This window comes from Streptomyces sp. NPDC006365 (genome assembly GCF_042870755.1).
In the GTDB taxonomy this organism is placed as follows: Bacteria; Actinomycetota; Actinomycetes; order Streptomycetales; family Streptomycetaceae; genus Streptomyces; species Streptomyces xiangluensis.
The window spans coordinates 149,031-174,830 of sequence record NZ_JBIAHS010000018.1; the positions used below are offsets into that span (position 1 = coordinate 149,031).

The following is a 25,800-nucleotide window of genomic DNA, read 5'->3' on the forward strand; positions in this document are numbered from 1 at the left end:
GGCCGACATGGAGCATGAGGTGTTCGTTCCGGTTCCCGTCGAACGTCTCCGGGAGGCGCTCGCCGATCCCGCGCGGGTGGCCCGGGCGGTGCCCGGGCTCCAGCAGGACGCGGGGACGGAGCCCGTCTCCGGGCGCCTGAAGGTACGCGTCGGCAGTCACAGCATCACCTATCGCGGGACGCTCCGGGTCGCCGGACAGGACGACGGTTCGTACGCCGTCGAAGGCGACGCCACCGAGGCCCGCGGGAGCGGCTCGGTGAAACTCGCGCTCACGCTGTCGCTCCGCTCGGCCGAGGGGGGCTCGGTGCTTGCCTTCGGGGGGACGGCTTCGGGGGACGGGCGGGTTACGGAGTTGCCTTCGGATGCGGTGGCGTCGGCGGGGGCGCGGTTGCTGAGCCGCTTCGCGGAGAACCTGGCGCAGGCGTCCGGGAGTTCAGCGGGTGCTGCTACTGGTGATGCTGAGCCGTCTGGTGGCGCTGAGGCTTCTGCAGACGCCGCGGCAAGTGGTGGTGCCGAGGCTTCTGCTGAGCCGGAGGCTCCTGGTGAGACGGAGGGGGCGTCCGCGTCTGGCACGCCGGACGCGGACGCCGAGCCGGCCGCCGGCTCCGACTCACCGATCGCTCCGCCCGACGGGGCCCAGGATGACGAGGCAGCGGCTGCCGAGGAACCCTCCGTCTTCGAGACAGACGTTCCGCCGCCCTCGCTCGCCCCGTTCGCCGAGGACGACTTCGAGGGTGGGTTCGAGGAGGAGGACGGGGAGCCTCCGGCCGAGGCCGCGCATGCACGACGGACGATGATCGGGCGGAGCGCGGAGGAGGTCGATCACGCGCCCCCGCGTGGGCGGTACGCGCCGGTGCCGGCGCCTGAGGCGGTGTCCGGCAGCGCGGCGCTGCGCTGGGCCGCGCCGGCTGCCGCGCTTGTGGTGGCCTCGGCCATCGTGCTGGGCCGCCGAGTGCTGCGCAGGCGGCGCTGATCACCGGGTGTGGCCGTTGGGTACCTCGTCACCCGGTGGGGTGTGGGCGTTCCCGGGGGCCGCGCCCCCAGCCGCCCCCTTGACAGGTCGGTTTCGGCCGCGGGTGCGATGTGGCTGGTCGCGCCCGCGCGGCGGAGCCACAAATCGATACGGCCCCGCGCCCCTGCGGGCTGCGCTCCCGGGACCTCCCCGCCCCCTCCGCTGATCCTCCTGCCAGTAAGGTCATGCCGTGCATAACGAAGACATCACGCTGACCGCGGGTGACGCGGAGGTGACCGTGCGGCCGGGGAACGGCGGGCGGGTCGGTGGGCTGCGGGTCGGCGGGCTTGAACTGCTGCGCCAGGGCGGGAAGTTCGGGAGCTTTCCGATGGTGCCCTGGTGTGGACGCCTGAGGGACGGGCGGTTCCTCAACGGGGCCACCGTGCATCAACTGCCTCTCAACTCCCCGCCGCACGCCATCCACGGGACCACCCGCGACGCGGCCTGGCGGACGGCTCGTACGAGCGCGGACGAGGCCGTCATCACGTACGACCTCGTCGAACCCTGGCCTTACGCGGGACGCGTCACGCAGGTCTTCTCGCTGGGCGAGGACGCGCTGACGCTGACCATGTCCGTGGAGACGTACGACGACTCCTTTCCGGCGCAGATCGGGTGGCATCCGTGGTTCAACCGGAACCTGCGCGGTGACGACGTACGTGTCGACTTCTCGGCCGCCTGGCAGGAGGAGCGTGGTGACGACCATCTGCCCACGGGGCGGCGGCTCGACCCGAAGCCGGGGCCGTGGGACGACTGCTTCGGGATGCCGGGTGGCGTCGACGTGACCCTGACCTGGCCGGGGCAGCTGGAGCTGAAGGTGGCCAGCCGCGAGGAGTGGGTCGTCGTGTACGACGAGCAGGAGGCGGCCGTGTGCGTGGAGCCGCAGACCGGTCCGCCCAACGGGCTCAACACCCTGCCCCGCCTGGTCACGCCGATCGAGCCCCTGGAAGCCACGACCACGTGGTCCTGGCGGCGGCTCTGAGCCAGGGCATCCGGACCCGGTGGCGGGCGGCTCTAAGCTGGCGGGCATGACGGACGTACGCGGCGCACTGCTGCAGCAGATCAAGGACAAGGCCGTGGTGCACGGCAGGGTGACCCTCTCCTCGGGTCTGGAGGCCGACTACTACGTCGACCTGCGACGCGTCACCCTCGACGGGGAGGCCGCCCCGCTGGTGGGTCAGGTGCTGCTCGACCTCACCGACGGCCTCGAGTTCGACGCCGTGGGCGGGCTGACCATGGGTGCCGACCCGGTCGCGGCCGCGATGCTGCACGCCGCCGCCGCGCGCGGCAGGCGGCTGGACGCCTACGTCGTACGGAAGGCGGCCAAGGCGCACGGTCTTCAGCGGCGGGTGGAAGGGCCGGACATCAAGGGCCGGCGGGTGCTGGTCGTCGAGGACACCTCCACCACCGGCGGCTCCCCGCTGACCGCCGTCGAGGCGGTGCGGGAGGCCGGGGCCGAGGTGGTCGCCGTCGCGACGATCGTCGACCGGGCCACGGGCGCCGCCGAGAAGATCCAGGAGGGCGCCGGGGTGCCGTATCTCTTCGCGTACTCGAAGGACGAACTGGGCCTGGACTGAACTGAGAGGTGTCCACGGGGAGTTGTCCACAGGTTCCCGAGGCCCGCGTCAGGAGTTGTCCACATGCTGGGGCGGCGTGGCTGGATCGTCCGGCCAAGTCTGGAAAGATGGGGACGACGATGACGTCGCCCCCTAGGTCAGGGCCGTAAAGCAGAACTCCACCCGCACATACAAGGAGCGGATAATGCCCATCGCAACCCCCGAGGTCTATAACGAGATGCTCGACCGGGCGAAGGCAGGCAAGTTCGCCTACCCGGCCATCAACGTGACCTCGTCGCAGACCCTGCACGCTGCGCTGCGCGGCTTCGCGGAGGCCGAGAGCGACGGCATCATCCAGATGTCCACGGGTGGTGCGGAGTTCCTGGGCGGCCAGCACAGCAAGGACATGGTCACCGGCGCGGTCGCGCTGGCCGAGTTCGCGCACATCGTCGCCAAGAAGTACGACATCACGGTCGCCCTGCACACGGACCACTGCCCGAAGGACAAGCTCGACGGGTACGTACGCCCGCTGCTGGCCGTCTCCGAGGAGCGCGTGGCACGCGGCGAGAACCCGCTGTTCCAGTCCCACATGTGGGACGGCTCGGCCGAGACCCTCGCCGACAACCTCACGATCGGCCAGGAGCTCCTGGAGCGCGCCCGCGCCGCCAAGATCATCCTCGAGGTGGAGATCACCCCGACGGGCGGCGAGGAGGACGGCGTCTCGCACGAGATCAACGACTCCCTGTACACGACGGTCGACGACGCGATCCGTACGGCCGAGGCCCTGGGCCTGGGCGAGAAGGGCCGTTACCTGCTGGCCGCGTCGTTCGGCAACGTGCACGGCGTGTACAAGCCGGGCAATGTCGTGCTGCGTCCCGAGCTCCTGAAGGAGCTGAACGAGGGCGTCGGCGCCAAGTACGGCAAGGCCTCCCCGTTCGACTTCGTCTTCCACGGCGGTTCCGGCTCCACGGAGCAGGAGATCGCGACCGCGCTGGAGAACGGCGTGGTCAAGATGAACATCGACACGGACACGCAGTACGCCTTCACGCGCCCCGTCGCCGACCACATGTTCAGGAACTACGACGGCGTCCTGAAGGTCGACGGCGAGGTCGGCTCCAAGAAGCTGTACGACCCGCGGACGTGGGGCAAGGCCGCCGAGGCGTCGATGGCGGCGCGTGTGCTGGAGGCCTGCAACAACCTCCGGTCGACCGGCACGAAGATCAAGTAAGGCGCACGGAGATCAAGTAGGGCGCGCGTCGGCCAAGTAGGCGCCCTTCTCGGACGGTCCGGCACCCTGTGGGGCGCCGGGCCGTTCCGTATGCTCCGGGGTATGACTGCCCTTGAGCAGGAGAACCAGGAGAACCAGCAGGGTCCGGGCGTCAGGATCGGCACCCCCACGGGGCGATGGATCCTGCTGACCACGGTGCTCGGTTCGAGCATGGCCTTGCTGGACTCGACGGTGGTGAACGTCGCGCTGCCGCGCATCGGCCGTGACCTGGACGCCGATCTCGCCGCCCTCCAGTGGACCGTCAACGCGTACATGGTGACCCTCGCGGGTCTGATCCTCCTGGGCGGCGCCCTGGGCGACCGCTTCGGGCGGCGGAAGGTCTTCGTCGTCGGCGTGATCTGGTTCGCGGCGGCGTCCCTGCTCTGCGGCATCGCACCGAACGCCCCCGTGCTCATCGCGGCCCGCGCCCTCCAGGGCATCGGCGGCGCGCTGCTCACCCCCGGCTCGCTCGCCCTCATCCAGGCCTCCTTCCATCCCGACGACCGGGGAAAGGCCGTCGGCCTGTGGTCGGGGTTCGGCGGTATCGGCGCCGCGATCGGCCCCTTCGTCGGCGGCTGGCTGGTGGACGGCCCCGGCTGGCGCTGGGTGTTCCTGCTCAACGTCCCGCTCGCCCTGCTGTGCGCGCCGATCGCCCTGCGCCACGTACCGGAGTCGAAGGACGGGCGGGAGCACGGCCGCGGCTTCGACGTACTCGGTGCTGCCCTCGGCGCGCTCGCCCTCGCCCTGGTGACGTACGCCCTGATCGAGGCCCGGAGCGGCACGCTGGTCGTCACCGTGACGGCCGGCGTCGGTGTGGTTGCGGGCATCGCCTTCGTGTACGTCGAGCGGCGACGGGCCGATCCGATGATGCCGCTCGACATCTTCGCGTCCCGCCAGTTCACGGCGGTCAATGTGGTGACCCTGTGCGTGTACGCGGCCTTCAGCGGCTTCTTCTTCCTTGCCGCGCTCCAGCTCCAGGTCGTCTCCGGCTACTCGGCGTTGGAGGCTGGTACGGCCCTGCTCCCCACCACCGCCCTCATGCTGCTGCTCTCGGCCCGCTCCGGCGACCTGGCCCGGCGCATCGGCCCCCGCATCCCCCTCACCGTCGGCCCGCTGCTGTGCGCGGCCGGAATGCTGCTGATGCTGCGGGTGGGCATGGACGCGTCGTACGTTCTGGACGTCCTGCCCGCACTCCTCGTGCTGGGCCTGGGCATGGTCACCCTGGTCGCACCGCTCACCGCCACCGTGCTCGCCTCCGTGGACAACTCGCGGGCGGGTCTGGCCAGCGGCATCAACAACGCGGCGGCCCGCGCGGCCGGCCTCGTCGCGGTCGCCGCGCTACCGCTGCTCGCGGGGATGGGATCGGAGGCCTACCGCTCGGCGAGCGCCTTCGACGACGCCTTCACACGGGCGATGCCACTGTGCGCCGGGATCCTCGTGGTGGGCGCGGTCGTCGCGTTCACGACCGTGCGGCGGCCGACGCCGCACTGCCGACGGCCCGAGTGCCGGACGCACGGGAGCGTGACGGCTCCGCCGCTGGAGGGGGAGCGGGGTTCCGGCACGTTCGGCTCCGCTGCATGAGGACGGCGCCAACCGCGCCCTTTCAGGGGCGCGGGGCTGAGTAAATTTGCGGCTCCGCCGCGATGGGGGTCCCCCGCTCGAGCGGAGCCGAGAGTGGGGGAGCGACCAGCCACAAACGACCCGCGGCCGAGGTACGCCCCCCCCAAGGGGTTCGGGGGCGCAACCCTCAGCGACGTCCGCACCGACGCCGGGTGACCAGGCAGGCAAAGGGCACCTTCAAGCGACTGTTACCGCCTGAGCGCGGCGTACGCCTCAGTGCTGCTGTCCTGCAGGAACTGCCAGCACCTCTCCGCCTCGTCCTTCTCGTTGATCTCGCCTGCCGCGCGGGCCAGCGCGGCCAGGCACCGCAGGAAACCGCGATTGGCGCGGTGGTCCCAGGGGATGGGGCCGTGGCCCTTCCAGCCGGAGCGGCGGAGTTGGTCGAGGCCGCGGTGGTAGCCGGTGCGTGCGTACGCGTACGACTCGACCACGCGTCCCGCCTCGAAGGCGTCATCGGCGAGCATGGCCCAGGCCAGTGAGAACGTGGGGTGCTTCGCCGCGACTTCGGCGGGCGCCAGGGACTCCTCGCCCAGCATGCGGTACGCGTCTTCGTTCTCCGGCAGGTGCGTCGGTTCAGGGCCGCCGAGCAGGTTCTTGTGAGTCGTCATGCATGCAGTCTGCCACTTTGCGGGCAGGCGTTCGGGCAGCGTTCTCTGCGGCGGCCGACGATCGCACGGGGGCGGCGACCGGGGCCTTCTTCGGTGGTTTTGTGGGCCAAGGGTGGGGCCGTTTCCGGGAGGCGAGATCCTCGGTCCAGCCGACCGCCAGGATCGCCGCCGCGATCAGCGGCCAGACCAGCAGGAACAGGAACCAGTCCGAGCCCAGCGGCAGATACTGCTCCAGGAACGGCACCTGCCACATGCGGTCGGTCAGCGCCACGGCGAGGATCAGCGCCACCTCGTGCCACAGGTAGATCGTGACGGCACGGGCGTTGAAGAGCCGGACCAGTCCGTCGAGCCACGGCCATCGGGGCAGCGAGCGCGGCCGGAACCGCATCAGGAGGAGGACGAAGCCCAGCGACCACAGGGCCTGGCCGAGCGGGATCGAGCCCAGGTCGTAACCCTCGTCCGTGGGGTGCGTGAACGTGAACCAGCCGCCGGCCGCCAGCAGCAGGGCCGAGGCCGCGCACACGCTGCGGGCGCGCAGCGCGTCCAGCGAACCGTCCTGGTGGGCGAAGCCGAGCAGCCAGCAGGCGCGGGTGCGTGCCGCGTACTCCTCGGCCGCCCGGCGCACCCGGTCCGACACATACACCCCCTCGGCAGGCGCGGCAGCCCCCGCCCAGCCCAGGCGGCGCAGGGCCATCCACCCCTTGGACGGCAGCTTCTCACCCCGCCCGTCGACACCGGCGGCCAGCACATCCAGCGATGCCTCGTCCCACCGGGAAGCCACCAGAGACCAGGTCAGCTCCTGGCACAAGGAGGCCAGGAAGGACACCCGCTCCAACAGCAGCCGCTGACCCACCTGTTCACCGCTGCCCTCGACCACACCACGAAAGGCGCTACACGTGGCCGTCGCCACCAACCGGCCCACACCCACCACCCCCATGGCCCCGAACCAGGCACATCCCCGCCTCCGATCGACCTAACGACCGACCCCCGCACAAAGACACGCACCCGGCGACAACACCCGATTCGCGCAGAAAAACGCAGCAAAACCGCCAACAGTTGAAGACCCTGCGCACCTACCGGTGTGACCAGGTCGCCCTTGCGGACCCGCGACGCGACCCGGAAGATGCGAGGTGGGGACCGGGGCCACCGTGTCGAAAACGGCAGGGGCGGACCGCTACCCGGAGTACACAACAGGAGACAGCGATGTCCCACGAGGCTGAAGAGCCCGAGACCCCGCATCTCGACTTCCAGGGCACGACCCCGTACGAGGACTACGTACAGGCGGATGTGCTCACCCACCTCCAGCACACCCTCTCCGACGATCCCGGAGAGATGGTCTTCCTGGTCACGACCCAGGTGATGGAGCTGTGGTTCACGGTCATCGTCCACGAGTGGGAGACCGCGACAAAGGCGCTGCGCGAGGACGACGTGCCGGTCGCGGTGGCGGCGCTGAAGCGGTCCGTACGGGAGCTGGAGGCGCTGAACGCCTCCTGGAAGCCCCTGGGCCAGCTGACCCCGGCCCAGTTCAACTCGTACCGCAACGCCCTCGGGGAAGGCTCTGGCTTCCAGTCCGCGATGTACCGGCGGATGGAGTTCCTGCTCGGCGAGAAGTCCTCGTCCATGCTCGTACCGCACCGGGGTGCGCCTCGCGTACACGCCGAGCTGGAGAAGGCGCTGCATGAACCGAGCCTGTACGACGAGGTGCTGAGGCTCCTGGCCCGGCGCGGGTACGCGATTCCCGCCGCCGTGCTCGAGCGCGACGTCTCGCTCAGGTACGAGCCGTCGACCGAGGTCGAGCAGGTGTGGGCGTCCCTGTACGCGGGCGACGACACCTCCGACCTGGCCCGCCTCGGCGAGGCGTTGACCGACGTCGCCGAGCTGGTGTGGCGATGGCGCAACGATCACCTGGTCGCGACGCGGCGCGCGATGGGCGCGAAGGCCGGGACCGGGGGTTCGGCGGGTGTGGCCTGGCTGGAGAAGCGGGCGCGGAAGAACGTGTTCCCCGAGCTGTGGACGGCGCGGTCCTATGTCTGAACTGACTGAACGGTTTGAACGGTCTGAACTGAGCATCAGGGCCGCGGAGTCGGACGCGGCGGACGAACTGGCCAAGCTGCGTTCGCAGTTCGTGCTGGACGACGTCGTGTACCTGGACGGGAACTCGCTCGGCGCGCTGCCGGCGGCCGTGCCCGGCCGGGTCGAGGACGTCGTACGGCGGCAGTGGGGTGAGCTGCGGATCCGCTCCTGGGACGAGAGCGGCTGGTGGACGGCCCCCGAACGGATCGGCGACCGGATCGCTCCGCTGGTGGGCGCGGCGGCCGGGCAGATCGTGGTGGGCGACTCGACAAGCGTCAACGTCTTCAAGGCGGTTGTCGGGGCGGTGCGGCTGGCCGGAGAAGGCCGGGACGAGATCCTGGTGGATGCCACGACCTTCCCCACGGACGGTTACATCGCCCAGTCGGCGGCGCGTATGACCGGCTGTACGGTGCGTGCGGTGACCCCCCGCGACGTACCGTCGGCACTCGGCCCGCGTACCGCGGCGGTGCTTCTGAACCACGTCGACTACCGCACGGGCCGCCTGCACGACCTCCCGTCCCTGACATCGGCGATCCACGAGGCGGGAGCGGTCGCCGTCTGGGACCTGTGCCACAGCGCGGGCGCCCTGCCGGTGGGGCTCGACGAGCACGGAGTGGATCTGGCGGTCGGCTGCACGTACAAGTACCTGAACGGCGGCCCCGGTTCACCGGCCTTCTTGTACGTACGCCGCGACCTCCAGGACCGCTTCGACTCCCCACTCCCCGGCTGGAACTCCCACGTGGACCCCTTCGGCATGCGGTCGGAGTACGAACCGGCGGGAGGCGCACCGCGAGGCCGCGTCGGCACCCCGGACATCCTCTCCATGCTGGCCCTGGAGGCGGCCCTGGAGGTGTGGGAAGAGGTGTCGATCGAGAAGGTCCGCACCAAGTCCCTCGCGCTCACGGATTTCTTCCTGGACTGCGTCGCGGCGTACGTCCCCGAGGGCCGCGTGCAGTCCGTGACTCCGTCGGCCCATGCGGACCGGGGGAGCCAGGTCGCGCTGCGCTGCGATGACGCGCGCGAGGTGATGCGCCGCCTGATCGCACAGGGCGTGGTCGGCGACTTCCGCGAACCGGACATCCTGCGCTTCGGCTTCACGCCGTTGTACGTGGGGTTCGGGGATGTGGAGAGGGCGGCGCGGGTGTTGGCGGGGCTGGTGGGCTGAGTCGTACTGCCTGCGCCTGCAGGGACGGCGGGGCCGCATCCGTGTGGCTCCGCCGTCGGCCTGTGGCTGCGCGCACAGCCATGTCCGAAGTTGATGGTCCTCAGGCGTTGCTGATGCCCGCACGCTGCGTGGGCCGGTTACGGAACCAGCGGTACGCGGCGCCGAGCACGAATGCCTGGGCGACAGCTCCGACAGCGACTCCGACGAAGGACAGCGCGCCAGGAAGGGCCAGGAACAGGAAGGAGGTCGGAGCGGTGACGACGAACAGCCAGACCGCCGCGAGACTGGCGTCCGCGTGCTCGACGAACAGTGCGTCCACCCCGACCCAGACACCGACGGCGGCCACGACGGCCAGATAGCCGAGGGCGGCAGGGTTCGCCAGGTTGTGGCGAAGGGTCTGGGCCAGGGAAAGCGAAGAGGCAGCCATTTCCGAACTCCTTCGAGACGACACGGTGTTGCTTGGCTTGTTGAGGTCAACCATGTCGTTCGGGAGCGGCTGCCACCTGAGTAGCCGTACCTACGTTGTCTCCGCGATCGGACGTGTTTCGTGTGGTCGTTGCCACTCGCGCCCGCTACCCGTGTCCCGGTTGAGCCGCACGGCGATGGAGTCGACCGCGTTGTGCGCCTGGGCGCACACGTCGCCCATGTCGACGCCGACGAGACGCCCGGCCCACTTGCGGACGCGGCCCGGCTGACCCAGACCGAGGCCGTGGACGTCCGCCGTCGCCCACCCGGCTCACCAACCCAGCTGCGCGATCTCCTCCGCCACCACCGCACACGCGTCCGCGGCCGGATCGATCAGCGGGAAGTGCCCCACGTCCTCGAGGAGGGTAAGCCCCACCACCTCCCCGGCCTTCGCCGCCGCGTCCGCGTACGACTCGGCGACAGCCTGAGGCACGACGACATCGGTCCGGCCCTGCACCAAGGTCGTGGCAATTCCGGTCGGCAGCAGAAGAGCGGGATCGGCGTACGGCTGCCGCTCCGCGAACTGCCCCTCCCCACCCAGGAGCTGAAGAGCCGCGCCGGCGCATACGTCCAGCTTCTCGGCGACGGCGAAGTCCGCGATCGGTGCGAGCGCGACGACGCCCCGCAGCGGCGCCGGCCGCTCCGTTCGCCAGGGTGCGTCTGCCGGCAGCAGATGCCGGGCGGCGGCCCACAGGGCGAGCTGCCCGCCCGCCGAGTGCCCGGTGATCACCGTACGGCGCGCATCGGCCTGCGGCAGGGCCTCCCGTACGAGACCGGGGAGCGCGTCGAGCGCGGCGGCGACGTCGTCGAAGGTGTCCGGCCAACGACCCGCGACGGAACCGTCAGCGTCCTCTCCCGACCCGCCACCGCCACGCCGGTACTCGACATTGGCCACGGCGAAACCGCGTCGGGCCAGGAAGTCCGCGAACGGGGTGATGTGCCGACGGTCGTACGCGGCCCGCCAGGCTCCCCCGTGCAGAACGACGACGAACGGGGCCGACTCCTCGCCCCCGTGCGGCGCATAGAAGTCGATCACCTGGTCGGGATGGTCACCGTATGCGGCGGTGATGTCGGGATCGACAGGCGGATGCGAGAAAGCCGACTGCTCCTCGGCCGCGGCACGGGCAGCGACGGCGTCCGGTTCCGCGGCTGGGCGTGCTGCGTCGTCCTCCGGCATGCTCCAACCTCTCAGCGCTGTTCGACCGTTGGCCGGGACGGTACCAGCCCCGTGACGTGGGCCGACACGGGGCTGTCGCGCTGTTGCGGGCGGCAGCGAACGGTGACCGGCCAGTCCATGTACGAGCACAGCAGCCATCCCGGTCACATTGCCTTGCTCCGATCCAGCCGCCCGGTGATACCCGTAATACCTGAGAGCTACGTCCCAGGTGAGCTCCCTGGCGGGACGCCGACCACGAGGCCGCGTCCGTAACTTCCTTTCCCGTAAGGCCCGATGAGCGGGTCGACGAGCTGGGAGTGGGGGCACGGGCGTCATGGGGGTGCGGGGGAGGCTGAGGCTGCCGGAGCCTGGAGCGAGGCCGGATTCGGCGGCGGGGGCGGAGGAGGAGGCGACTGGGTCGGCTCGTTCGGCTGGTCCGGATGCTGGTTCTGCCAGGGCGGGTTGGCCGGGGCGGCTCGGGCGGCGCGCCCGGCTGTCGCGCGGTCTGCTCGCCGCGCTGGTCACCGCCGCCGTCGTCGTTCCCATATCGGCCGCTGCCGCACACCCGGAGATCCCGGCCCCCGCACCGGCCCGCCTCACGGCGGTGCCCCCGGCCAACCTGGATGAGGCGTACGCCGCGAACCGGGCGAACGCCGCCGAGGCGGCGCGTATGGCCGCCGACCATGGCGACCACGGCCGCGCGGCAGCGGTTCGCTCCATGGCGGACCCCGATCGGCACTTCCTCTCCTTCGACGCCCGCGGCTCCGGCCGAGCCGTCGAGATCTTCGGCGACCTGGCGAAAGCCGAGCGCGTGGCCGTACTCGTACCCGGCTCCGACACGAACCTGGACACGTACGAACGCTTCCGCGCAGGTGCAGACGCCCTGCACAAACGGCTCGGCATACGTGGCGCGGTCGTCGCCTGGCTCGGCTATGAGACGCCCGGAACCATGAGCCCCGAGGTCCTCACCACGGGGCGGGCGACGGACGCGGCGCCTGAACTGAGAGATTTCATACGGGAGTTGGAGGCCTTGAACCCGCGGGCCCAGGTCTCCCTCCTGTGCCACTCGTACGGAACCGTCGTGTGTGCAGAGGCGGCCGAGAGCGCCTTCCGGGCCGCCGGTTCCGTACGGTCCGTCGGGTCCGTCGGGTCTGCCGAGTCCGCCAGTTCGTCAGGAGCCGCCGGTGCCGCGCGTGCCGCGCGTGCCGCAAGCGGCGAGAGCGGCGAGAGCGGCGAGGGCGGCGAGGGCGGCGAAGGCGACCTCGACGTCTCCGACATCGCGCTCTTCGGCAGCCCCGGAACCGGCGCCGACTCCGTCGCCGGGCTGCACACGGACGCCCGCGTCTGGGCGGGCCGAGGCGCCGGCGACTGGATCGCGGACATCCCGCACGCCAAGGCCGACCTCTTCGGCACCACCGTCGGTTTCGGTACCGACCCCGTGTCGCCGGACTTCGGCGCGCGCGTCTTCGCGGCGGGCGAAGGCGGCCACAGCGACTACCTCAAGCCGGGCTCGGTGTCCCTGGACAACCTCGCCCGGATCGTCCTCGGCGAGACTTCGGAGGTGACCCGTGCGTGAGCTGAAGTTGAGGGGGAGGGTGGGGGAGGGGGAGGGCCCCCCGAAGGGTTCCACGCGGAACGCTGCCCAGCCCGGCAGCTCGCCGAGCACCAGCCCACACCCGCTCCTCCAGGAAGGCCTCCGCCACCTCCGCCGAGCCACCCACCAGATCGACGCCGCCACCCCGCCCCACCGCGACCGCTCCCTCGACGCCCTGCGCGCCTTCGCGATATTGGGCATAGTGCTGGGCCACTGGCTGGTCACGGCGCTGGTCGCGGACGGCGGCGCGCTCCGTACGTCGAGCCCACTGGCGTACATGCCATGGCTGGCCCCGGTCTCCTGGGTCTTCCAGACGCTCGCGGTGTTCTTCCTGGTGGGCGGGCATGTGGCGTGCAGGAGTTACGAGTCCGCGCGGGCTCGTGGCACGACATACGGGAAGTGGCTGCGTACGCGGCTGTCGCGCCTCTTCGGGCCGGTGGCCGCCGTGCCGGCCCTGTGGACGGTGGCCGCGGTCTGTCTGCTCCTGACGGGGACGGGCATGTCGACGGTGCATGCGTTGCTGAAGCTCGTCCTGTCGCCCTTGTGGTTCCTGCTGGTCTTCGCGGTGCTGACGGCGCTGACCCCGCTGGTGGCGCGGGTCAACCCGCTGTGGCCGCTGGCCGTCGTCCTCCATGTGGACCTCATACGCTTCGGGTTCGGCGGTCCGGCCTGCCTGGGCTGGATCAATGTGGCGGCGGGCTGGCTCGTCCCGTACACGCTGGGCGCGGCCTGGATGCGGGGTGAGCTGACCCGGCGTTCCGGGTGGGTGCTGCTGATCGGCGGTGCGGCGACGACCGCGGTGCTCATCGCGTGGGCCGGTTACCCGGCGTCGATGGTCGGCGTCCCCGGCTCCGCGGTCTCCAACCTCAACCCGCCGACCCTGGCGGCCGTCACCTTCGGTCTGGCCCAGTGCGGTCTGGCGTTGCTGCTCCGGGAGTCGTTGCGCCGGGCGATGCGGCGGCCCGCGGCGTGGGCGGCGGTGGCGTTCGTCAACCTCTCCGCGATGACGATCTTCCTGTGGCACCAGACGGCGCTGATGTCGGTCACCGCGACGGGCCTGTTCGCGGGCCGTCTCCCGGGACTGCACACGAGCCCCGACAATCTCGCGTGGGTCCTGGCCCGCCTCGCCTGGCTCCCGGTCTTCGCCCTCGCCCTCATGGTGTGCTGGGCCGCCTTTCGCTCCTACGAACAGGGACACCGCCGCCGCGGTGGGCGCCTGTCACGCGTGGTTCACATACACCGTGGCAGGGCGGGGTCCAAGGGGGTTCGCCGTGTTTAGGGTTGTCCCGATGAGCGCGGTGGAGAAGCGGCTGGCCCGGGGACTGCGGGTGCTGCGCGAGGATCTGTGGACCGGGAAGGCGGATCCGTTGCCGCCCTCGGTGTGGTTGCGCCGGCTGCCGCATGGGCTCGTGGTTCTGGTCGCGATCGGCACGACCCTCGCCAACACGGACCAGTTCGGTGACGGCTACAACCTGGGTACGGAGTACGCCCTGGTGTGCGCGCTGGCCCAGGGTGCCGCGGTGGCGATGGCGCTGCGGTGGCCGGTCCCGGCGTGGCAGCTGTCGATGGTGGCCACGGTCGTGGTGGCCATGGGGGCCCGTACCCAACTGCTCGCCGATCACACTGCCTTCGACAGCCCCTGGCCGTGGGGCCCGCCCGGTCTGGTCGCGCACGCCATGGTGCTGTTCCTGCTCGCGCTGCGGGTACCCACCCGCGTCGCCGCCCAGGTCCTGGTCGTGACCGCGCTGGTCACGTGGGTGGTGCAGGGCCTCATTGGTGCAGCGAACTACTCCTCGACGGGCACGCTGGCCGTGGCCGTGTTCGGCGGAGTCGTCCTCCTCGGCAGCGCCCAGCGCGGTCGCCGTGAAGCCCGCACCCAGCTCGTCGAGCAGGCCGGTATCACCGCCGAGGAGCGCGCCCGCCGTACGGTCCTGGAGGAGCGCAACCGCATAGCCCGCGAGCTGCACGACGTGGTCGCCCACCACATGTCGGTCATCTCCATCCAGGCGCAAGTCGCCCCTCACCTGGTCGAGAACCCTTCCGACGAGCTCAAGGAGAACCTCGACGGCATCCGGCAGAACGCACTGGAGGCGCTCACCGAACTGCGCCGCGTCCTTGGCGTACTGCGCTCGGAGAACCCCGAGGACCCGTACGGCCTCGGCGCTCCCGGTACCGGAGCGGCCCCTGACGCCCCGCAGCCCACCCTCGACCGCCTCGACGTGCTCGTCGAGAACACGCGTGCCGCAGGTCTGAAGGTGAACACCGAGATCAGCGGCGAGGCGCTTCCGTTGCCACCGGGTGTGGAGCTGTCCGCGTACCGGATCATCCAGGAGGGGCTGAGCAACGCGCTGCGGCACGCGCCCGGTTCGGAGGTGCGTGTGGAACTCACGCACTCCCCGCGCGGTCTGCAGATCCGGGTCGTCAACTCCGCGCCCCGGCGCCCCGCTCCGCCGTCCCCGGGCGCGGGACACGGTCTTCTCGGTATGCGGGAGCGCGCGGCGATGCTCGGTGGCACCCTCATGGCGACGGAGACGCCCTGCGGCGGCTTCACGGTGGCGGCCTTCCTGCCCCGCGCCGGAACCGCCATCCTCGACGCCTCCGCTCACGACGACCCCACGCCCGACCACCTCACCTCCGACAACTCCACAGACTCCCCAGGAGAACGACCATGACGAGCGGCACCATCCGCGTACTCATCGCCGACGACCAGCAGATGGTCCGGCAGGGCTTCTCGGTGCTGCTCAACACCCAGCCCGACATCGATGTGATCGGCCAGGCGGTCGACGGCCTGGACGCGGTCGCCCAGGTCGCCGAACTCGCCCCGGACGTCGTCCTGATGGACATCCGCATGCCAGAACTCGGCGGCATCGAGGCCACCCGCCGCATCGTCGGCAAGAATCCGCAGATCAAGGTGCTGGTGCTGACCACGTTCGATCTCGACGAGTACGTGTATGACGCGCTGCGCGCGGGTGCCTCCGGGTTTCTGCTGAAGGACGCGTCCGCGGACAAGCTGGCGGAGGCGATCAGGGTGGTCGCCGCGGGGGACGCGCTGCTCGCGCCCGGGATCACGAGACGCCTGATCGCCCGGTTCTCCCAGCTCGACGGGGCTCCCCGCGCCCCGCTCAAGGAGCGCGTCGGTGAGCTGACGGAGCGCGAGACGGAGGTCCTCGCCCTGATCGCGCAGGGTCTGTCGAACGCCGAGATCGCCGAGCGGCTGGTGGTCGCCGAGCAGACGGTGAAGACCCATGTGGGCCGGATCCTGGTGAAGTTGGGGCTGCGGGACCGGACGCAGGCGGCGGTGTTCGCGTACGAGTCGGGTCTGGTACGGCCCTCCGGGTACTGATCGTGGAGGTCAGGGAGCTACCCGTAGTACCTGAGGCGGATGCCGAAGAACCCATCTCACTGGTGACGACCGCGACCCTGGTGCCCACTTACCGTTTTGTACGTGACCGAGACGACCCAGACGCACTCGACGCCCTCGCAGGGCGGAGACAAGCCGCACAGTCCTGAGTACCGGCTGGCCGTGGACGCCCTGCGCGGGCTGCGGCAGGACCTGTTCCAGGACGCGTTCGCCTATCGCCCGCTGCCGCGCATGAGCGTGGACGGCCGGATCGCCCGGCGGCTGCCCGGGCGCCTGCGGGAGTACGCGGGGTGGGCCCCGCACGCCGGGGTGGCGTTCGCCGGCGTCCTGGCGTGGCTCGTCGCGGACACCAAGAACGACGCAGGGGATTTCGGGGGACTGCTCACCGGCCTCCTCTCGCTGACCGCGGTCCTGCTGACCCTCGTCAGGCCGGCCGGCGCCTTCTGGGTCTCCTGCGCGGTGACACCGATCACCGCGGCGCTCGGCAGCACCTGGGGCGAGTGGCCGTGGCTGCCCGGCGCTTTCGCGACTCACCTGGTGGTCCTCACGGTCGTGGCGATCCGCACGCGGCCCCGCACCGCCTTGTGGATGTGGGCTCTGACCGGGGTCTACGGGATCTTCGCCGTGGGTCTCTTCGGGGGTGGCTACGGCGGCAGCAACACTCCGGCGATGCTGGTGACCTCAGGCATGATCCTCCTGGTCGTGGCCGTCCGCCAGATACGCAACGCGGCCGAGCGGGAGGTCACCGCCCAGCAGACCGTCACAGCGCACGAACGTTCCAAGCGCACTCTCCTCGAAGAGCGCACCACCATCGCCCGCGAGTTGCACGACGTGGTCGCCCATCACATGTCGGTGGTCGCGATCCAGGCGGAGGCCGCGCCGTACCGGGTGGAGAACCCGCCGCCGGAGCTGGAGCACGCGTTCGCGGTGATACGGGAGAACGCGGTGATCGCACTCTCCGAACTGCGCCGGGTTCTCGGCGTCGTACGTGCGGAGGACTACGAGGCTCCCGACGCCCCGCAGCCGACCCTCGCCGACCTGGACGGGCTGCTTGCCAATGTGCGGGACGCGGGCCTGACCGTCGAGAAGGTGGTCACCGGCGCGGTGCGTGAACTCCCGCAGGGCATCGAGCTGTCCGCGTACCGGATAGTCCAGGAGGCGCTCAGCAACAGCCTGCGGCATGCGCCGGGCGCCTCGGCCCGCGTCGAGATCGGCTATGTGTTGGGCGGCCTCGGGCTCAGGATCGTCAACGGACCGGCCACGGGGCTGGTGAAGCCATCGCCCGGCGCTGGGCACGGGATCACGGGCATGCGGGAGCGGGTGTCGATGCTGAACGGCGAGATGACGGCGGGCGCGACGGACGACGGGGGGCACGAGGTGACGGTCTTCCTGCCGGTGCCCGTCTCCGACACGGGGACCGCTGAGAAGGCTGAGAACGCCGGGAACTCGGAGGGCTCCGCATGACCATCCGGGTGTTGATCGCCGATGACCAGATGATGGTCCGCGAAGGGTTCTCGGTGCTGCTCGGCGCGATGCCGGACATCGAGGTCGTCGGCGAGGCGGTCAACGGGCGGGATGCGGTGGACCGGGTGCGGGAGCTGGCTCCTGACGTGGTCCTGATGGACATCCGTATGCCCGAGCTCAACGGTATCGAGGCGACCCGGGAGATAGTCGCCGCGGACGACGGGGCAAAGGTGCTGGTGCTGACCACGTTCGATCTCGACGAGTACGTGTACCAGGCGCTGCGCGCCGGGGCGTCGGGCTTCCTCCTGAAGGACGCCTCGGCCCGCCAACTCGCGGACGGTGTAAGGGTGGTGGCGGCCGGCGAGGCCCTGCTCGCGCCCTCCGTCACCAGGCGGTTGATCACGGAGTTCTCGAAGCTGTCGGAGGCCCCGCGGCTGTCGGCCACCGCGCGGGCGGCGTACGGCGATCTGACCGAGCGGGAGACGGAGGTGCTGGTGCTTATCGCGCAGGGGCTGTCCAACGGTGAGATAGCCGAGCGTCTCGTGGTCGCCGAGTCGACGATCAAGACCCATGTGAGCCGGATCCTGGTGAAGCTGGGCCTGCGGGACCGGACCCAGGCGGCGGTGTTCGCGTACGAGGCGAGGCTGGTCACTCCGGGGTGAGGAGTCATCCGGGGATGAGGGCGTGTGTCGTTCAGAGGCGGGCGGGCCGTTCGACGGAGGGGGCGGCTCTGGCGGGCCGAGACGCGGCAGGTTAGCGTCCCGACATGGCAGACCTTTCCGACTCCGACCGTGCCCTCGACGCGTTCGACCCCTGGGATCCCGGGTTCGTCGCCGATCCCTACCCCGCGTATGCCGAGCTGCGTGCCCGCGGGCGGGTGAACTACTTCGAGCCCACGAACCAGTGGCTCGTGCCGCGTCATGCGGATGTGTCGGCCCTGCTCAGGGACCGGCGGTTGGGGCGGACGTATCAGCACCGGTTCACGCATGAGGACTTCGGGCGGACGGCGCCGCCGGCCGAGCATGAGCCGTTTCACGTGCTCAACGATCACGGCATGCTCGATCTGGAGCCGCCGGACCACACGCGGATCCGGCGCCTGGTGTCGAAGGCGTTCACGCCGCGTACCGTCGAGGGCCTGCGCCCGTACGTCCACAAGCTGGCGAACGAGCTGGTCGCGGGCCTTGTCGCGGACGGCGGGGGCGATCTGCTGACGGCGGTCGCCGAGCCGCTGCCGGTCGCTGTGATCGCCGAAATGCTGGGTATCCCGGAGTCCGACCGGGCGCCGCTGCGGCCCTGGTCGGCGGACATCTGCGGGATGTACGAGCTGAACCCCTCGCAGGAGACGGCGGCGAAGGCGGTTCGGGCGTCGGTCGAATTCACCGAGTATCTGCGGGAGTTGATCGCGGTTCGGCGCAAGGAGCCGGGGGACGATCTGATCTCCGGCCTGATCGTGGCGTACGAGGAGGGCGACCGGCTGACGGAGCAGGAGATGATCTCCACCTGCGTCCTGCTCCTCAACGCGGGGCACGAGGCGACGGTGAACGCCACGGTAAACGGCTGGTGGGCGCTGTTCCGCAACCCCGACCAGCTGGCCGCTCTGCGCGCCGACCGCGGACTGTTGTCCACAGCTGTGGAAGAGCTGATGCGCTACGACACCCCGCTCCAGCTCTTCGAGCGCTGGGTGCTGGACGAGATCGAGATCGACGGCACGGTGATCCCGCGGGGGAGCGAGGTGGCTCTGCTCTTCGGTTCCGCCAACCACGACCCGGCGGTGTTCACCCGGCCCGAGGAACTCGATCTCGCCCGGCAGGAGAACCCGCACATCTCGTTCAGCGCGGGGATCCACTACTGCATCGGCGCTCCCCTGGCCCGTATCGAACTGGCCGCCTCCCTGGGCGCGTTGCTCGACCGGGCACCGACACTCCGCCTGTCCGCCGAGCCCGAGCGCAAGCCGAACTTCGTCATCCGCGGCCTGGAGGAGCTACTCGTGGAGCTCTGACTCCGTGGCCGTGGCCCGGCGGCGTCTGCGCACCAGGCGTATCAGCAACGCACAGGCGAGCGAAGGGAGGGCGGCTCCGGCTGCCACGACGAGCGGCAGCTCGGTGAGCAGCACGCTGTAGTCCGTGCCCTCGCCCTCGAATCCGCCGCCCATGTGCCGTTGCGTACGTTCCGATGAGGCCCAGACCAGCACGGCCACCGACGCCCCGGCCGCCGCAAGCACACATCCCCCACAGGACGCCGCGCTTTCCCCTCGCTCCATGCCCGCAAGGGACGCGCCACGCGAGCCACGGGTTCCCGGTGCAAGGGGATCCCGGTGCAACGGGATCCCGTACGGATCCCCGGGCCAAGTCATGAGCCCGGGGATCCGTACGTCCCTGCCGACCACCGTCACGTACTCATGTCCCGTCGCCGCAGCGCCGCCAGCCCTCCCGCGACCAGCGCGACCGCGATCGCCGTCAGGACCAGTACCGGTGTCCAGGCCATCTCGCCTCCCGGCAGCTTCGGGAGGTGTCCGAAGGGAGACATGTCCAGCACAGCTGGAGGAAGATCGAGCGCCGGGCCGATCCAGCCGATGAGGAGGGCCGCACCCGCGACCGCCCAGGCCGCCACGGCTGCCCGCGCCGAGACGCCGTGCAGGAGGACCGCGAGGCCGCCGATGGTCCAGATCGCGGGGAGTTGGATCAGGCAGGCGACGAGGATGGGGCCGAGCTCCTGGCCGTAGCCGACGGCGAAGCCGAGGCCGCTGAGGAGCATGATCAGGGCGGCTCCGCCGAAGGCGATCAACAGGTGGCCCGAGGCCCAGCGCAGCCGGCCGACCGCGTTCGCCAGGATCGGTTCGGCCCGCTGCGAGGTCTCCTCGCCGTGCAGCCGCAGCACCGATGCGACGATGTAGAGGGCGGCGATCAGCCCCATGATGCCGATCATCGAGGCGAGGAACGCGTCGGTCAGACCGGACTGCCCGCCCATCCGCTGGAAGATCTCGCGGGCGTCGGCGTTGTCGCCGACCAGGTCGGCCGCTCCCTCCGTCATCGCGCCGTAGACGACTCCGGCGAGGAAGAAGCCGATGCTCCAGCCGAACACGCTGCCGCGCTGAAGCCGCCACGCCAGCGCGCCGGCCGTCGCGAGCCTGCCTTCCGCCGGTCCCGGCCGGGTCGGCAGGAAGCTCATACCGACGTCACGCCGCCCGGCCAGCTCGTACGCGATCGCGCCCTGGATCAGCGCGGCCCCCGCGAACAGCAGCAGCACCCACCACCGCTCCTGCCCGTACGGGCGCAGGTTCTCCAGCCAGCCGCTCGGCGAGAGCCAGGTGAGCACCGACGAACCGTCGTCCGCCGCGGAGTCGCCCGCCGCGCGCAGCACGAACGCCGCGCCGAGCACCGCCGAGGTCAGCCCCCGTGCCAGCCGTGCGCTCTCCGTCAACTGGACGACGATCGCGGCCATCGTGGCGAACACCATCCCGACCCCGGCGATCCCGAGCCCGAACACCAGCGCCCCGACGCCCCCTTGGCCCGCGAGCCCGCCCGCGACGATCACGGCGAGCACGCCATTGGCGACCGCCGCCGCCAGCAGGGCCGCCGTCAGCGGGGCGCGCCGCCCCACCATCGCCGACGAGATGAGTTCCTGGCGCCCGCTCTCCTCCTCGTCGCGGGTGTGCCGTACGACGACGAGCAGGCTCATGACCGCCGCGAGCAGCCCGGCGAAGACGCCGACGCGCCAGGCGGTGAGCCCGCCGATCGAGTCGTCGAAGATCGGCCCGACCATGGCGCGCAGCGAGGTGTTCGTCTCCATCTGCCGGACCAGATCGGCCCGTTCGGCCGCCGTGCCGTACAAGCCCTTCAGGGTGTTCGGCATGGACAGCACCATCAGGGCGTTGACGGCGATCCATACGGGGATCATGACCCGGTCGCGTCGCAGCGCGAACCTCAACAGCGTGCCGGTACCCGCGAGTTGACGTCCCCCGCCGACTCGGGGTGCGAACCTTTCAGTCGTGACGGCAGTCATCGCGCCATCGCCTCGTCTTCGCTGCTGCCGTTGCCTTCCCTGGTCTCGCCGCGTACTTCCTCCTGGTAGTGCCTCAGGAAGAGTTCCTCCAGCGTCGGCGGCGTCGAGGTCAGGGACCGTACGCCCGAGTCGGTGAGCGAACGCAGAACCGCGTCCAGCTTGTCGCTCTCGACCTGGAGCTTTACGCGCTTTCCTTGAATGTCGAGATCGTGCACGCCCGGCAGGCGGGAGAGCCCGTTGGGTGCGCCCGCGAGTTCGGCGGTCACGCTCGTACGGGTCAGATGGCGCAGCTCGGCGAGTGATCCGCTCTCCACAGTGACGCCCTTGCGGATGATGCTGACGCGGTCGCAGAGTTCCTCGACCTCGCTGAGGATGTGCGAGGACAGCAGGATCGTGCGGCCCCGCTCCCGCTCCTCCTCCACGCACCGCTGGAAGACCTCCTCCATCAGCGGGTCGAGGCCGGAGGTTGGCTCGTCCAGGATCAGCAGGTCGACGTCCGAGGCGAAGGCGGCGACGAGGGCGACCTTCTGGCGGTTGCCCTTGGAGTACGTGCGCCCCTTCTTCGTCGGGTCGAGCTCGAACCGCTCGATCAGGTCGGCCCGCCGCGCCTTGTCGAGTCCTCCACGCAGCCGCCCGTACAGGTCGATGACCTCGCCCCCGGACAGGTTGCGCCAGAGCGTCACGTCGCCGGGGACGTACGCGACCTGGCGGTGCAGTTCGACCGCGTCGGTCCAGGGGTCCCGGCCGAGTACCCGCGCGGCGCCGGCGTCGGCGCGCAGCAGGCCCAGCAGGACGCGGATGGTGGTGGACTTCCCGGCGCCGTTGGGGCCCAGGAAGCCGTGGACTTCGCCGGTCTCGACGTCCAGGTCGAGGCCGTCCAGCGCATGGGTCTTGCCGAACGACTTGTGCAGTCCGGATACCGCGACGGCGCAGTTTGCCTTCGTCATGATTTTGAATTTACGCTAGTTTCACAAATTTATGAAGTTAAGGAAGCGTTAAAACCGGCGTCTAGAATCGACAACGGCGCGCAGAACAGCACTGAGCCGCGCTGAGCAGGGGAGAGGATCGAGAGATGAGCGAACCGAGTGCGGCGGGGCGGGACTCGGAGGCGGTCTCGAAGTTCGTCGAGAGCTTCGCCGCGCAGATGGTCGAGGCCGGGATGCCGCGCATGGCGGCCCGGGTGTTCGCGGCGCTGCTCGCCTCCGACTCCGGGGCGATGACCTCCGTCGAACTCGGCGAACAGCTCCAGATCAGCCCGGCCGCCGTCTCCGGAGCCGTGCGCTATCTCGCGCAGCAGCACATGGTCTCGCGCGAGCGTGAACCCGGCTCCCGGCGCGAGCGGTACCGCGTACACAGCAACCAGTGGTACGAGGCGATCACCAACCGGGACGCGGTGCTCAAGCGCTGGGAGTATGCCCTGCGCGAGGGCGTCGACGGCCTCGGCCCCGAGACCCCCGCCGGCCGCCGGCTCGCCGAGACCCTGGCCTTCTTCGAGTTCCTCGAGGGCGAGCTTGTCAAGTTGATGGACCGCTGGCGGATCCATCGGGAAGAGCGCTTCGGCGCCGGCTGACCGCGGCAAGCGTGCCGCTCACGGCACCGGCAACGTCAGCCCCCACGCCCCCTCCCGCACCGTCCACGTCCGTGTCCGTACCGGCCCCGACACCAGCGCGTCCGCTCGGTACCGGAAGTGAGCGCCCGACACGGTGACCGTGCTGCCCCGAGCCATGAGCGGTGAGGCCTCCGCGCCCACCGACACCGGACGTACCTCGACCTCGGCCACGCCCGCGTCCCCCGGCGCCACCGACACGCCGTCCACCGGCTGGTCCAGATCCACCAGCGTCACCCCGTCGACCTCGACCCGCAGCCGGGACGGCCCGGAGCCGCCGTTCGCGGAGGTGGTCCGGGGCGGGCGTACGGGCACCAGCGTGCGGACGAGGGACTGGCACGTACGCAGCCAGGGATGGCCGGACGTCTCCGGCTCCGTTTCGGACTCCGACGCCGCGTCCTCCTCGTTCCCCTCGTACGGCCCCGCCCCCCGCGGCACGGCGAGCGGCGGGATCCGCAGCGCGCCAAGCACCACCCCGTCGCTGTCGTCGACGAGCAGGTCCAGCCGCCGCTCGGCCCCGTCCAGCACCGCCCGAGCCCCCGCCACCGCACCCGTGGGCACCCCCAGCGACCGTACGAGCGACAGCGCGCCGCCCACCGGCACGACCGACAGCGCACATCCAGCCAGCTCCCGATGCCGGTGCAAAACGGACACCGCCCGCAGCAGGGCACGGTCGTCCCCCACCACAACGGGCCGCCGGGACCCTCGCCGGCGCAGTGCCCTGGCGAATTCCTCGGGCCCGTCGGGGAGGCATACTTTCGTGTTCGCACCCGCGCTGAGCACGTCTTTCGCGATCCGCACCGCCTCACCGTCATGGCGACGGGCGACCGGGTCGATGACCACCAGGAGCTGGTCGGAAGCCGCCACCTCGGTCATGCCTCGCTTCCTCGGGTAGCATCTTTGTGCAAGAGCCCCTTGCGCTATTGCGCCAGGGGCTTCGTCTATTCCGGGGCATCCGGTCCGACGGGTCGCGGCCAACGAAGGTCGCCGGTGTACGCGGCACAAGCCGTGCAGCGTACGCCCCCGACCTTGGACATGCCCCACCCGGAAGGGGTGTACGCCTGTGCCCGCACTTGTGCTGCTCGGTGCTCAGTGGGGTGACGAAGGCAAGGGAAAGGCCACCGACCTGCTCGGTGGATCCGTGGACTACGTGGTGCGCTACCAGGGCGGCAACAACGCCGGCCACACGGTGGTCGTGGGCGATCAGAAGTACGCCCTGCATCTCCTCCCTTCCGGAATCCTCTCGCCCGGATGCACGCCGGTCATTGGTAACGGTGTCGTCGTCGACCCGTCGGTCCTGCTCTCCGAGCTGAGCGGTCTGAACGAGCGAGGCGTCGACACGTCCAAGCTGCTGATCAGCGGAAACGCTCACATCATCACGCCGTACAACGTCACCGTCGACAAGGTGACGGAACGCTTCCTCGGGAAGCGGAAGATCGGCACGACCGGCCGCGGCATCGGACCGACGTACGCGGACAAGATCAACCGTGTCGGCATCCGCGTCCAGGACCTGTACGACGAGTCGATCCTGACCCAGAAGGTCGAGGCGGCCCTCGACATCAAGAACCAGATCCTGACCAAGCTGTACAACCGCCGCGCGATCGCCGTCAGCCAGGTCGTCGAGGAACTGCTGGGTTACGCCGCGCAGATCGAGCAGTACGTCGCCGACACGGTCCTGGTCCTCAACCAGGCACTGGAGGCCGACAAGGTGGTCCTCTTCGAGGGCGGCCAGGGCACGCTCCTGGACATCGACCACGGCACGTACCCGTTCGTGACCTCGTCGAACCCGACCGCGGGCGGCGCCTGCACGGGTGCGGGCGTCGGCCCGACGAAGATCAGCCGGGTCATCGGCATCCTGAAGGCCTACACGACCCGCGTCGGCGCGGGCCCGTTCCCCACGGAGCTCTTCGACGAGGACGGGGAGGCGCTGCGCCGCATCGGCCACGAGCGCGGTGTCACCACCGGCCGCGACCGCCGCTGCGGCTGGTTCGACGCGGTCATCGCCCGCTACGCGACCCGAGTCAACGGCCTCACCGACTTCTTCCTCACCAAGCTCGACGTCCTGACCGGCTGGGAGCAGATCCCGGTCTGCGTGGCGTACGAGATCGACGGCAAGCGAGTCGAGGAACTCCCGTACTCCCAGACCGACTTCCACCACGCGAAGCCGGTCTACGAGATGCTCCCCGGCTGGTCCGAGGACATCAGCAAGGCGAAGTCCTTCTCCGACCTCCCCAAGAACGCGCAGGACTACGTCAAGGCCCTGGAGGAGATGTCGGGGGCACCGATCTCGGCGATCGGCGTGGGCCCGGGGCGGGACGAGACGATCGAGATCAACTCGTTCCTCTAGTGCGGCATTTCATGCCCGTGTAGTACGGCATTTCATGCACGTGGTGGGGGCGCCCGACGGGGCGCCCCTCACTATGCCCGGACAGCTGCGGTTCTGCGGGCCCGACTGCGCCGCATGGTCCACATGCCTCATCTTCGTTCCCGGAACATACTGGACAAAAGCTGAGAAGTTGACCAGCTCGAATCCCCGAGGAGAGGTGCGTGCGATGCGCGTCATGCTCAAGGCGACCCTGGACACCGAGAAGTCGAGCGAGGTCATCCGGCAGGGAAAGCTGCCGGAGCTGATCAAGGGGACCATGGACAGGATCAAGCCGGAGGCCGCCTACTTCATGCCCGACGAAGGGCAGCGCTCCTGCGTGTTCGTCTTCGACATGCAGGACAGCTCGGACTTGCCGCCGCTCGCCGAGCCCTTCTTCATGGAACTCGGTGCCAAGGTCGAGGTACTCCCGGTCATGAACCTCGACGACCTGCAGGCGGGGTTGTCGGTTCTGGAGCGGCAGTAAGTCCC

Annotated in this window: 25 protein-coding genes; 17 read left to right on the forward strand and 8 right to left on the reverse strand. The window is 70.3% G+C overall.

Features of this window, described 5'->3' with window-relative positions; genetic code table 11:
- Window positions 1–7: 7 nt before the first annotated feature.
- The 5 genes from ACFYO0_RS36055 to ACFYO0_RS36075 all read left to right on the forward strand — a co-directional run bounded on the left by ACFYO0_RS36055 (window position 8) and on the right by ACFYO0_RS36075 (window position 5,413).
- Window positions 8–973 (forward strand): SRPBCC domain-containing protein, encoded by a 966-nt coding sequence (locus ACFYO0_RS36055; protein WP_388684730.1) that lies wholly within the window; start codon window positions 8–10, stop codon window positions 971–973.
- A 229-nt stretch (window positions 974–1,202) separates the two neighbouring features.
- Window positions 1,203–1,991: an aldose 1-epimerase gene (locus ACFYO0_RS36060; protein ID WP_388684733.1), complete on the forward strand. Its 789-nt coding sequence runs from the start codon at window positions 1,203–1,205 to the stop codon at window positions 1,989–1,991.
- Between the two features lie 46 nt (window positions 1,992–2,037).
- A complete protein-coding gene (pyrE, locus tag ACFYO0_RS36065; protein WP_388684734.1) occupies window positions 2,038–2,586 on the forward strand; it encodes an orotate phosphoribosyltransferase in 549 nt (182 codons plus the stop codon).
- 184 nt (window positions 2,587–2,770) lie between these two features.
- Window positions 2,771–3,793 (forward strand): class II fructose-bisphosphate aldolase, encoded by a 1,023-nt coding sequence (gene fbaA, locus ACFYO0_RS36070; RefSeq protein ID WP_388684736.1) that lies wholly within the window; start codon window positions 2,771–2,773, stop codon window positions 3,791–3,793.
- A 102-nt stretch (window positions 3,794–3,895) separates the two neighbouring features.
- The gene (locus ACFYO0_RS36075; RefSeq protein ID WP_388684739.1) at window positions 3,896–5,413 is read left to right on the forward strand and encodes an MFS transporter; all 1,518 of its coding nucleotides are present in this window, start codon (window positions 3,896–3,898) and stop codon (window positions 5,411–5,413) included.
- A gap of 227 nt (window positions 5,414–5,640) precedes the next feature.
- Here the strand turns inward: ACFYO0_RS36075 and ACFYO0_RS36080 are convergent, their stop codons facing one another.
- On the reverse strand, window positions 5,641–6,060 hold the full coding sequence (locus ACFYO0_RS36080) for a DUF3151 domain-containing protein (RefSeq protein WP_388684742.1): 420 nt from the start codon (window positions 6,058–6,060) through the stop codon (window positions 5,641–5,643).
- Entirely contained in the window at window positions 6,026–6,997 is a 972-nt protein-coding gene (locus tag ACFYO0_RS36085) for a hypothetical protein (protein ID WP_388684745.1), read from the reverse strand. The genes ACFYO0_RS36080 and ACFYO0_RS36085 overlap by 35 nt, the downstream gene beginning before the upstream one ends.
- 266 nt (window positions 6,998–7,263) lie before the next feature.
- Between ACFYO0_RS36085 and ACFYO0_RS36090 the strand changes: the two genes are divergently transcribed.
- Both ACFYO0_RS36090 and kynU read left to right on the forward strand, forming a co-directional pair.
- Window positions 7,264–8,094 (forward strand): tryptophan 2,3-dioxygenase family protein, encoded by an 831-nt coding sequence (locus ACFYO0_RS36090; RefSeq protein WP_388684747.1) that lies wholly within the window; start codon window positions 7,264–7,266, stop codon window positions 8,092–8,094.
- Window positions 8,087–9,298 (forward strand): kynureninase, encoded by a 1,212-nt coding sequence (gene kynU / locus ACFYO0_RS36095; protein WP_388684749.1) that lies wholly within the window; start codon window positions 8,087–8,089, stop codon window positions 9,296–9,298. The genes ACFYO0_RS36090 and kynU overlap by 8 nt, the downstream gene beginning before the upstream one ends.
- Window positions 9,299–9,398: 100 nt before the next feature.
- On the opposite strand, the gene ACFYO0_RS36100 is transcribed toward kynU, so the two are convergent.
- Both ACFYO0_RS36100 and ACFYO0_RS36105 read right to left on the reverse strand, forming a co-directional pair.
- Window positions 9,399–9,725 (reverse strand): SCO4225 family membrane protein, encoded by a 327-nt coding sequence (locus tag ACFYO0_RS36100; RefSeq protein ID WP_388684752.1) that lies wholly within the window; start codon window positions 9,723–9,725, stop codon window positions 9,399–9,401.
- 309 nt (window positions 9,726–10,034) lie between these two features.
- Window positions 10,035–10,940 (reverse strand): alpha/beta hydrolase family protein, encoded by a 906-nt coding sequence (locus tag ACFYO0_RS36105; protein ID WP_388684755.1) that lies wholly within the window; start codon window positions 10,938–10,940, stop codon window positions 10,035–10,037.
- Window positions 10,941–11,253: 313 nt separating this feature from the next.
- On the opposite strand from ACFYO0_RS36105, the gene ACFYO0_RS36110 reads away from it, so the two are divergent.
- From ACFYO0_RS36110 to ACFYO0_RS36140, 7 genes are all read left to right on the forward strand, one after another.
- Entirely contained in the window at window positions 11,254–12,495 is a 1,242-nt protein-coding gene (locus ACFYO0_RS36110) for an alpha/beta hydrolase (protein WP_388684757.1), read from the forward strand.
- A 148-nt stretch (window positions 12,496–12,643) separates the two neighbouring features.
- Entirely contained in the window at window positions 12,644–13,792 is a 1,149-nt protein-coding gene (locus ACFYO0_RS36115; RefSeq protein ID WP_388684886.1) for an acyltransferase, read from the forward strand.
- Window positions 13,793–13,802: 10 nt separating this feature from the next.
- Window positions 13,803–15,185 carry a sensor histidine kinase gene (locus ACFYO0_RS36120; RefSeq protein WP_388684760.1) on the forward strand — a complete coding sequence of 461 codons (1,383 nt, stop codon included), beginning with the start codon at window positions 13,803–13,805 and terminating at the stop codon, window positions 15,183–15,185.
- Window positions 15,182–15,856, forward strand: a complete 675-nt coding sequence (locus ACFYO0_RS36125) for a response regulator (protein WP_388684762.1) — start codon at window positions 15,182–15,184, stop codon at window positions 15,854–15,856. The genes ACFYO0_RS36120 and ACFYO0_RS36125 overlap by 4 nt, the downstream gene beginning before the upstream one ends.
- A 102-nt stretch (window positions 15,857–15,958) precedes the next feature.
- A complete protein-coding gene (locus tag ACFYO0_RS36130) occupies window positions 15,959–17,338 on the forward strand; it encodes a sensor histidine kinase (RefSeq protein ID WP_388684764.1) in 1,380 nt (459 codons plus the stop codon).
- Window positions 17,335–18,000 (forward strand): response regulator, encoded by a 666-nt coding sequence (locus tag ACFYO0_RS36135; protein WP_388684766.1) that lies wholly within the window; start codon window positions 17,335–17,337, stop codon window positions 17,998–18,000. Before ACFYO0_RS36130 ends, ACFYO0_RS36135 begins: the two co-directional genes overlap by 4 nt.
- 104 nt (window positions 18,001–18,104) lie before the next feature.
- Window positions 18,105–19,337, forward strand: coding sequence for a cytochrome P450 (locus ACFYO0_RS36140; protein WP_388684768.1), 1,233 nt, complete (start codon window positions 18,105–18,107; stop codon window positions 19,335–19,337).
- Here ACFYO0_RS36140 and ACFYO0_RS36145 read toward each other — a convergent pair.
- From ACFYO0_RS36145 to ACFYO0_RS36155, 3 genes are all read right to left on the reverse strand, one after another.
- Entirely contained in the window at window positions 19,320–19,490 is a 171-nt protein-coding gene (locus ACFYO0_RS36145) for a hypothetical protein (protein WP_388684770.1), read from the reverse strand. The two genes, ACFYO0_RS36140 and ACFYO0_RS36145, sit on opposite strands and share 18 nt — an antisense overlap.
- A gap of 236 nt (window positions 19,491–19,726) precedes the next feature.
- Window positions 19,727–21,340 (reverse strand): ABC transporter permease, encoded by a 1,614-nt coding sequence (locus tag ACFYO0_RS36150; RefSeq protein WP_388684773.1) that lies wholly within the window; start codon window positions 21,338–21,340, stop codon window positions 19,727–19,729.
- Window positions 21,337–22,287 carry an ATP-binding cassette domain-containing protein gene (locus tag ACFYO0_RS36155; RefSeq protein WP_388684776.1) on the reverse strand — a complete coding sequence of 317 codons (951 nt, stop codon included), beginning with the start codon at window positions 22,285–22,287 and terminating at the stop codon, window positions 21,337–21,339. Before ACFYO0_RS36155 ends, ACFYO0_RS36150 begins: the two co-directional genes overlap by 4 nt.
- Window positions 22,288–22,412: 125 nt before the next feature.
- Between ACFYO0_RS36155 and ACFYO0_RS36160 the strand changes: the two genes are divergently transcribed.
- Window positions 22,413–22,910: a GbsR/MarR family transcriptional regulator gene (locus ACFYO0_RS36160; RefSeq protein WP_388684778.1), complete on the forward strand. Its 498-nt coding sequence runs from the start codon at window positions 22,413–22,415 to the stop codon at window positions 22,908–22,910.
- Between the two features lie 18 nt (window positions 22,911–22,928).
- On the opposite strand, the gene ACFYO0_RS36165 is transcribed toward ACFYO0_RS36160, so the two are convergent.
- Window positions 22,929–23,822, reverse strand: a complete 894-nt coding sequence (locus ACFYO0_RS36165; RefSeq protein WP_388684781.1) for a diacylglycerol kinase — start codon at window positions 23,820–23,822, stop codon at window positions 22,929–22,931.
- Window positions 23,823–24,009: 187 nt separating this feature from the next.
- Between ACFYO0_RS36165 and ACFYO0_RS36170 the strand changes: the two genes are divergently transcribed.
- Window positions 24,010–25,293, forward strand: coding sequence for an adenylosuccinate synthase (locus tag ACFYO0_RS36170; RefSeq protein ID WP_388684784.1), 1,284 nt, complete (start codon window positions 24,010–24,012; stop codon window positions 25,291–25,293).
- A 205-nt stretch (window positions 25,294–25,498) separates the two neighbouring features.
- Entirely contained in the window at window positions 25,499–25,795 is a 297-nt protein-coding gene (locus ACFYO0_RS36175; RefSeq protein WP_388684787.1) for a DUF3303 family protein, read from the forward strand.
- The last annotated feature ends 5 nt before the right edge of the window (window positions 25,796–25,800 follow it).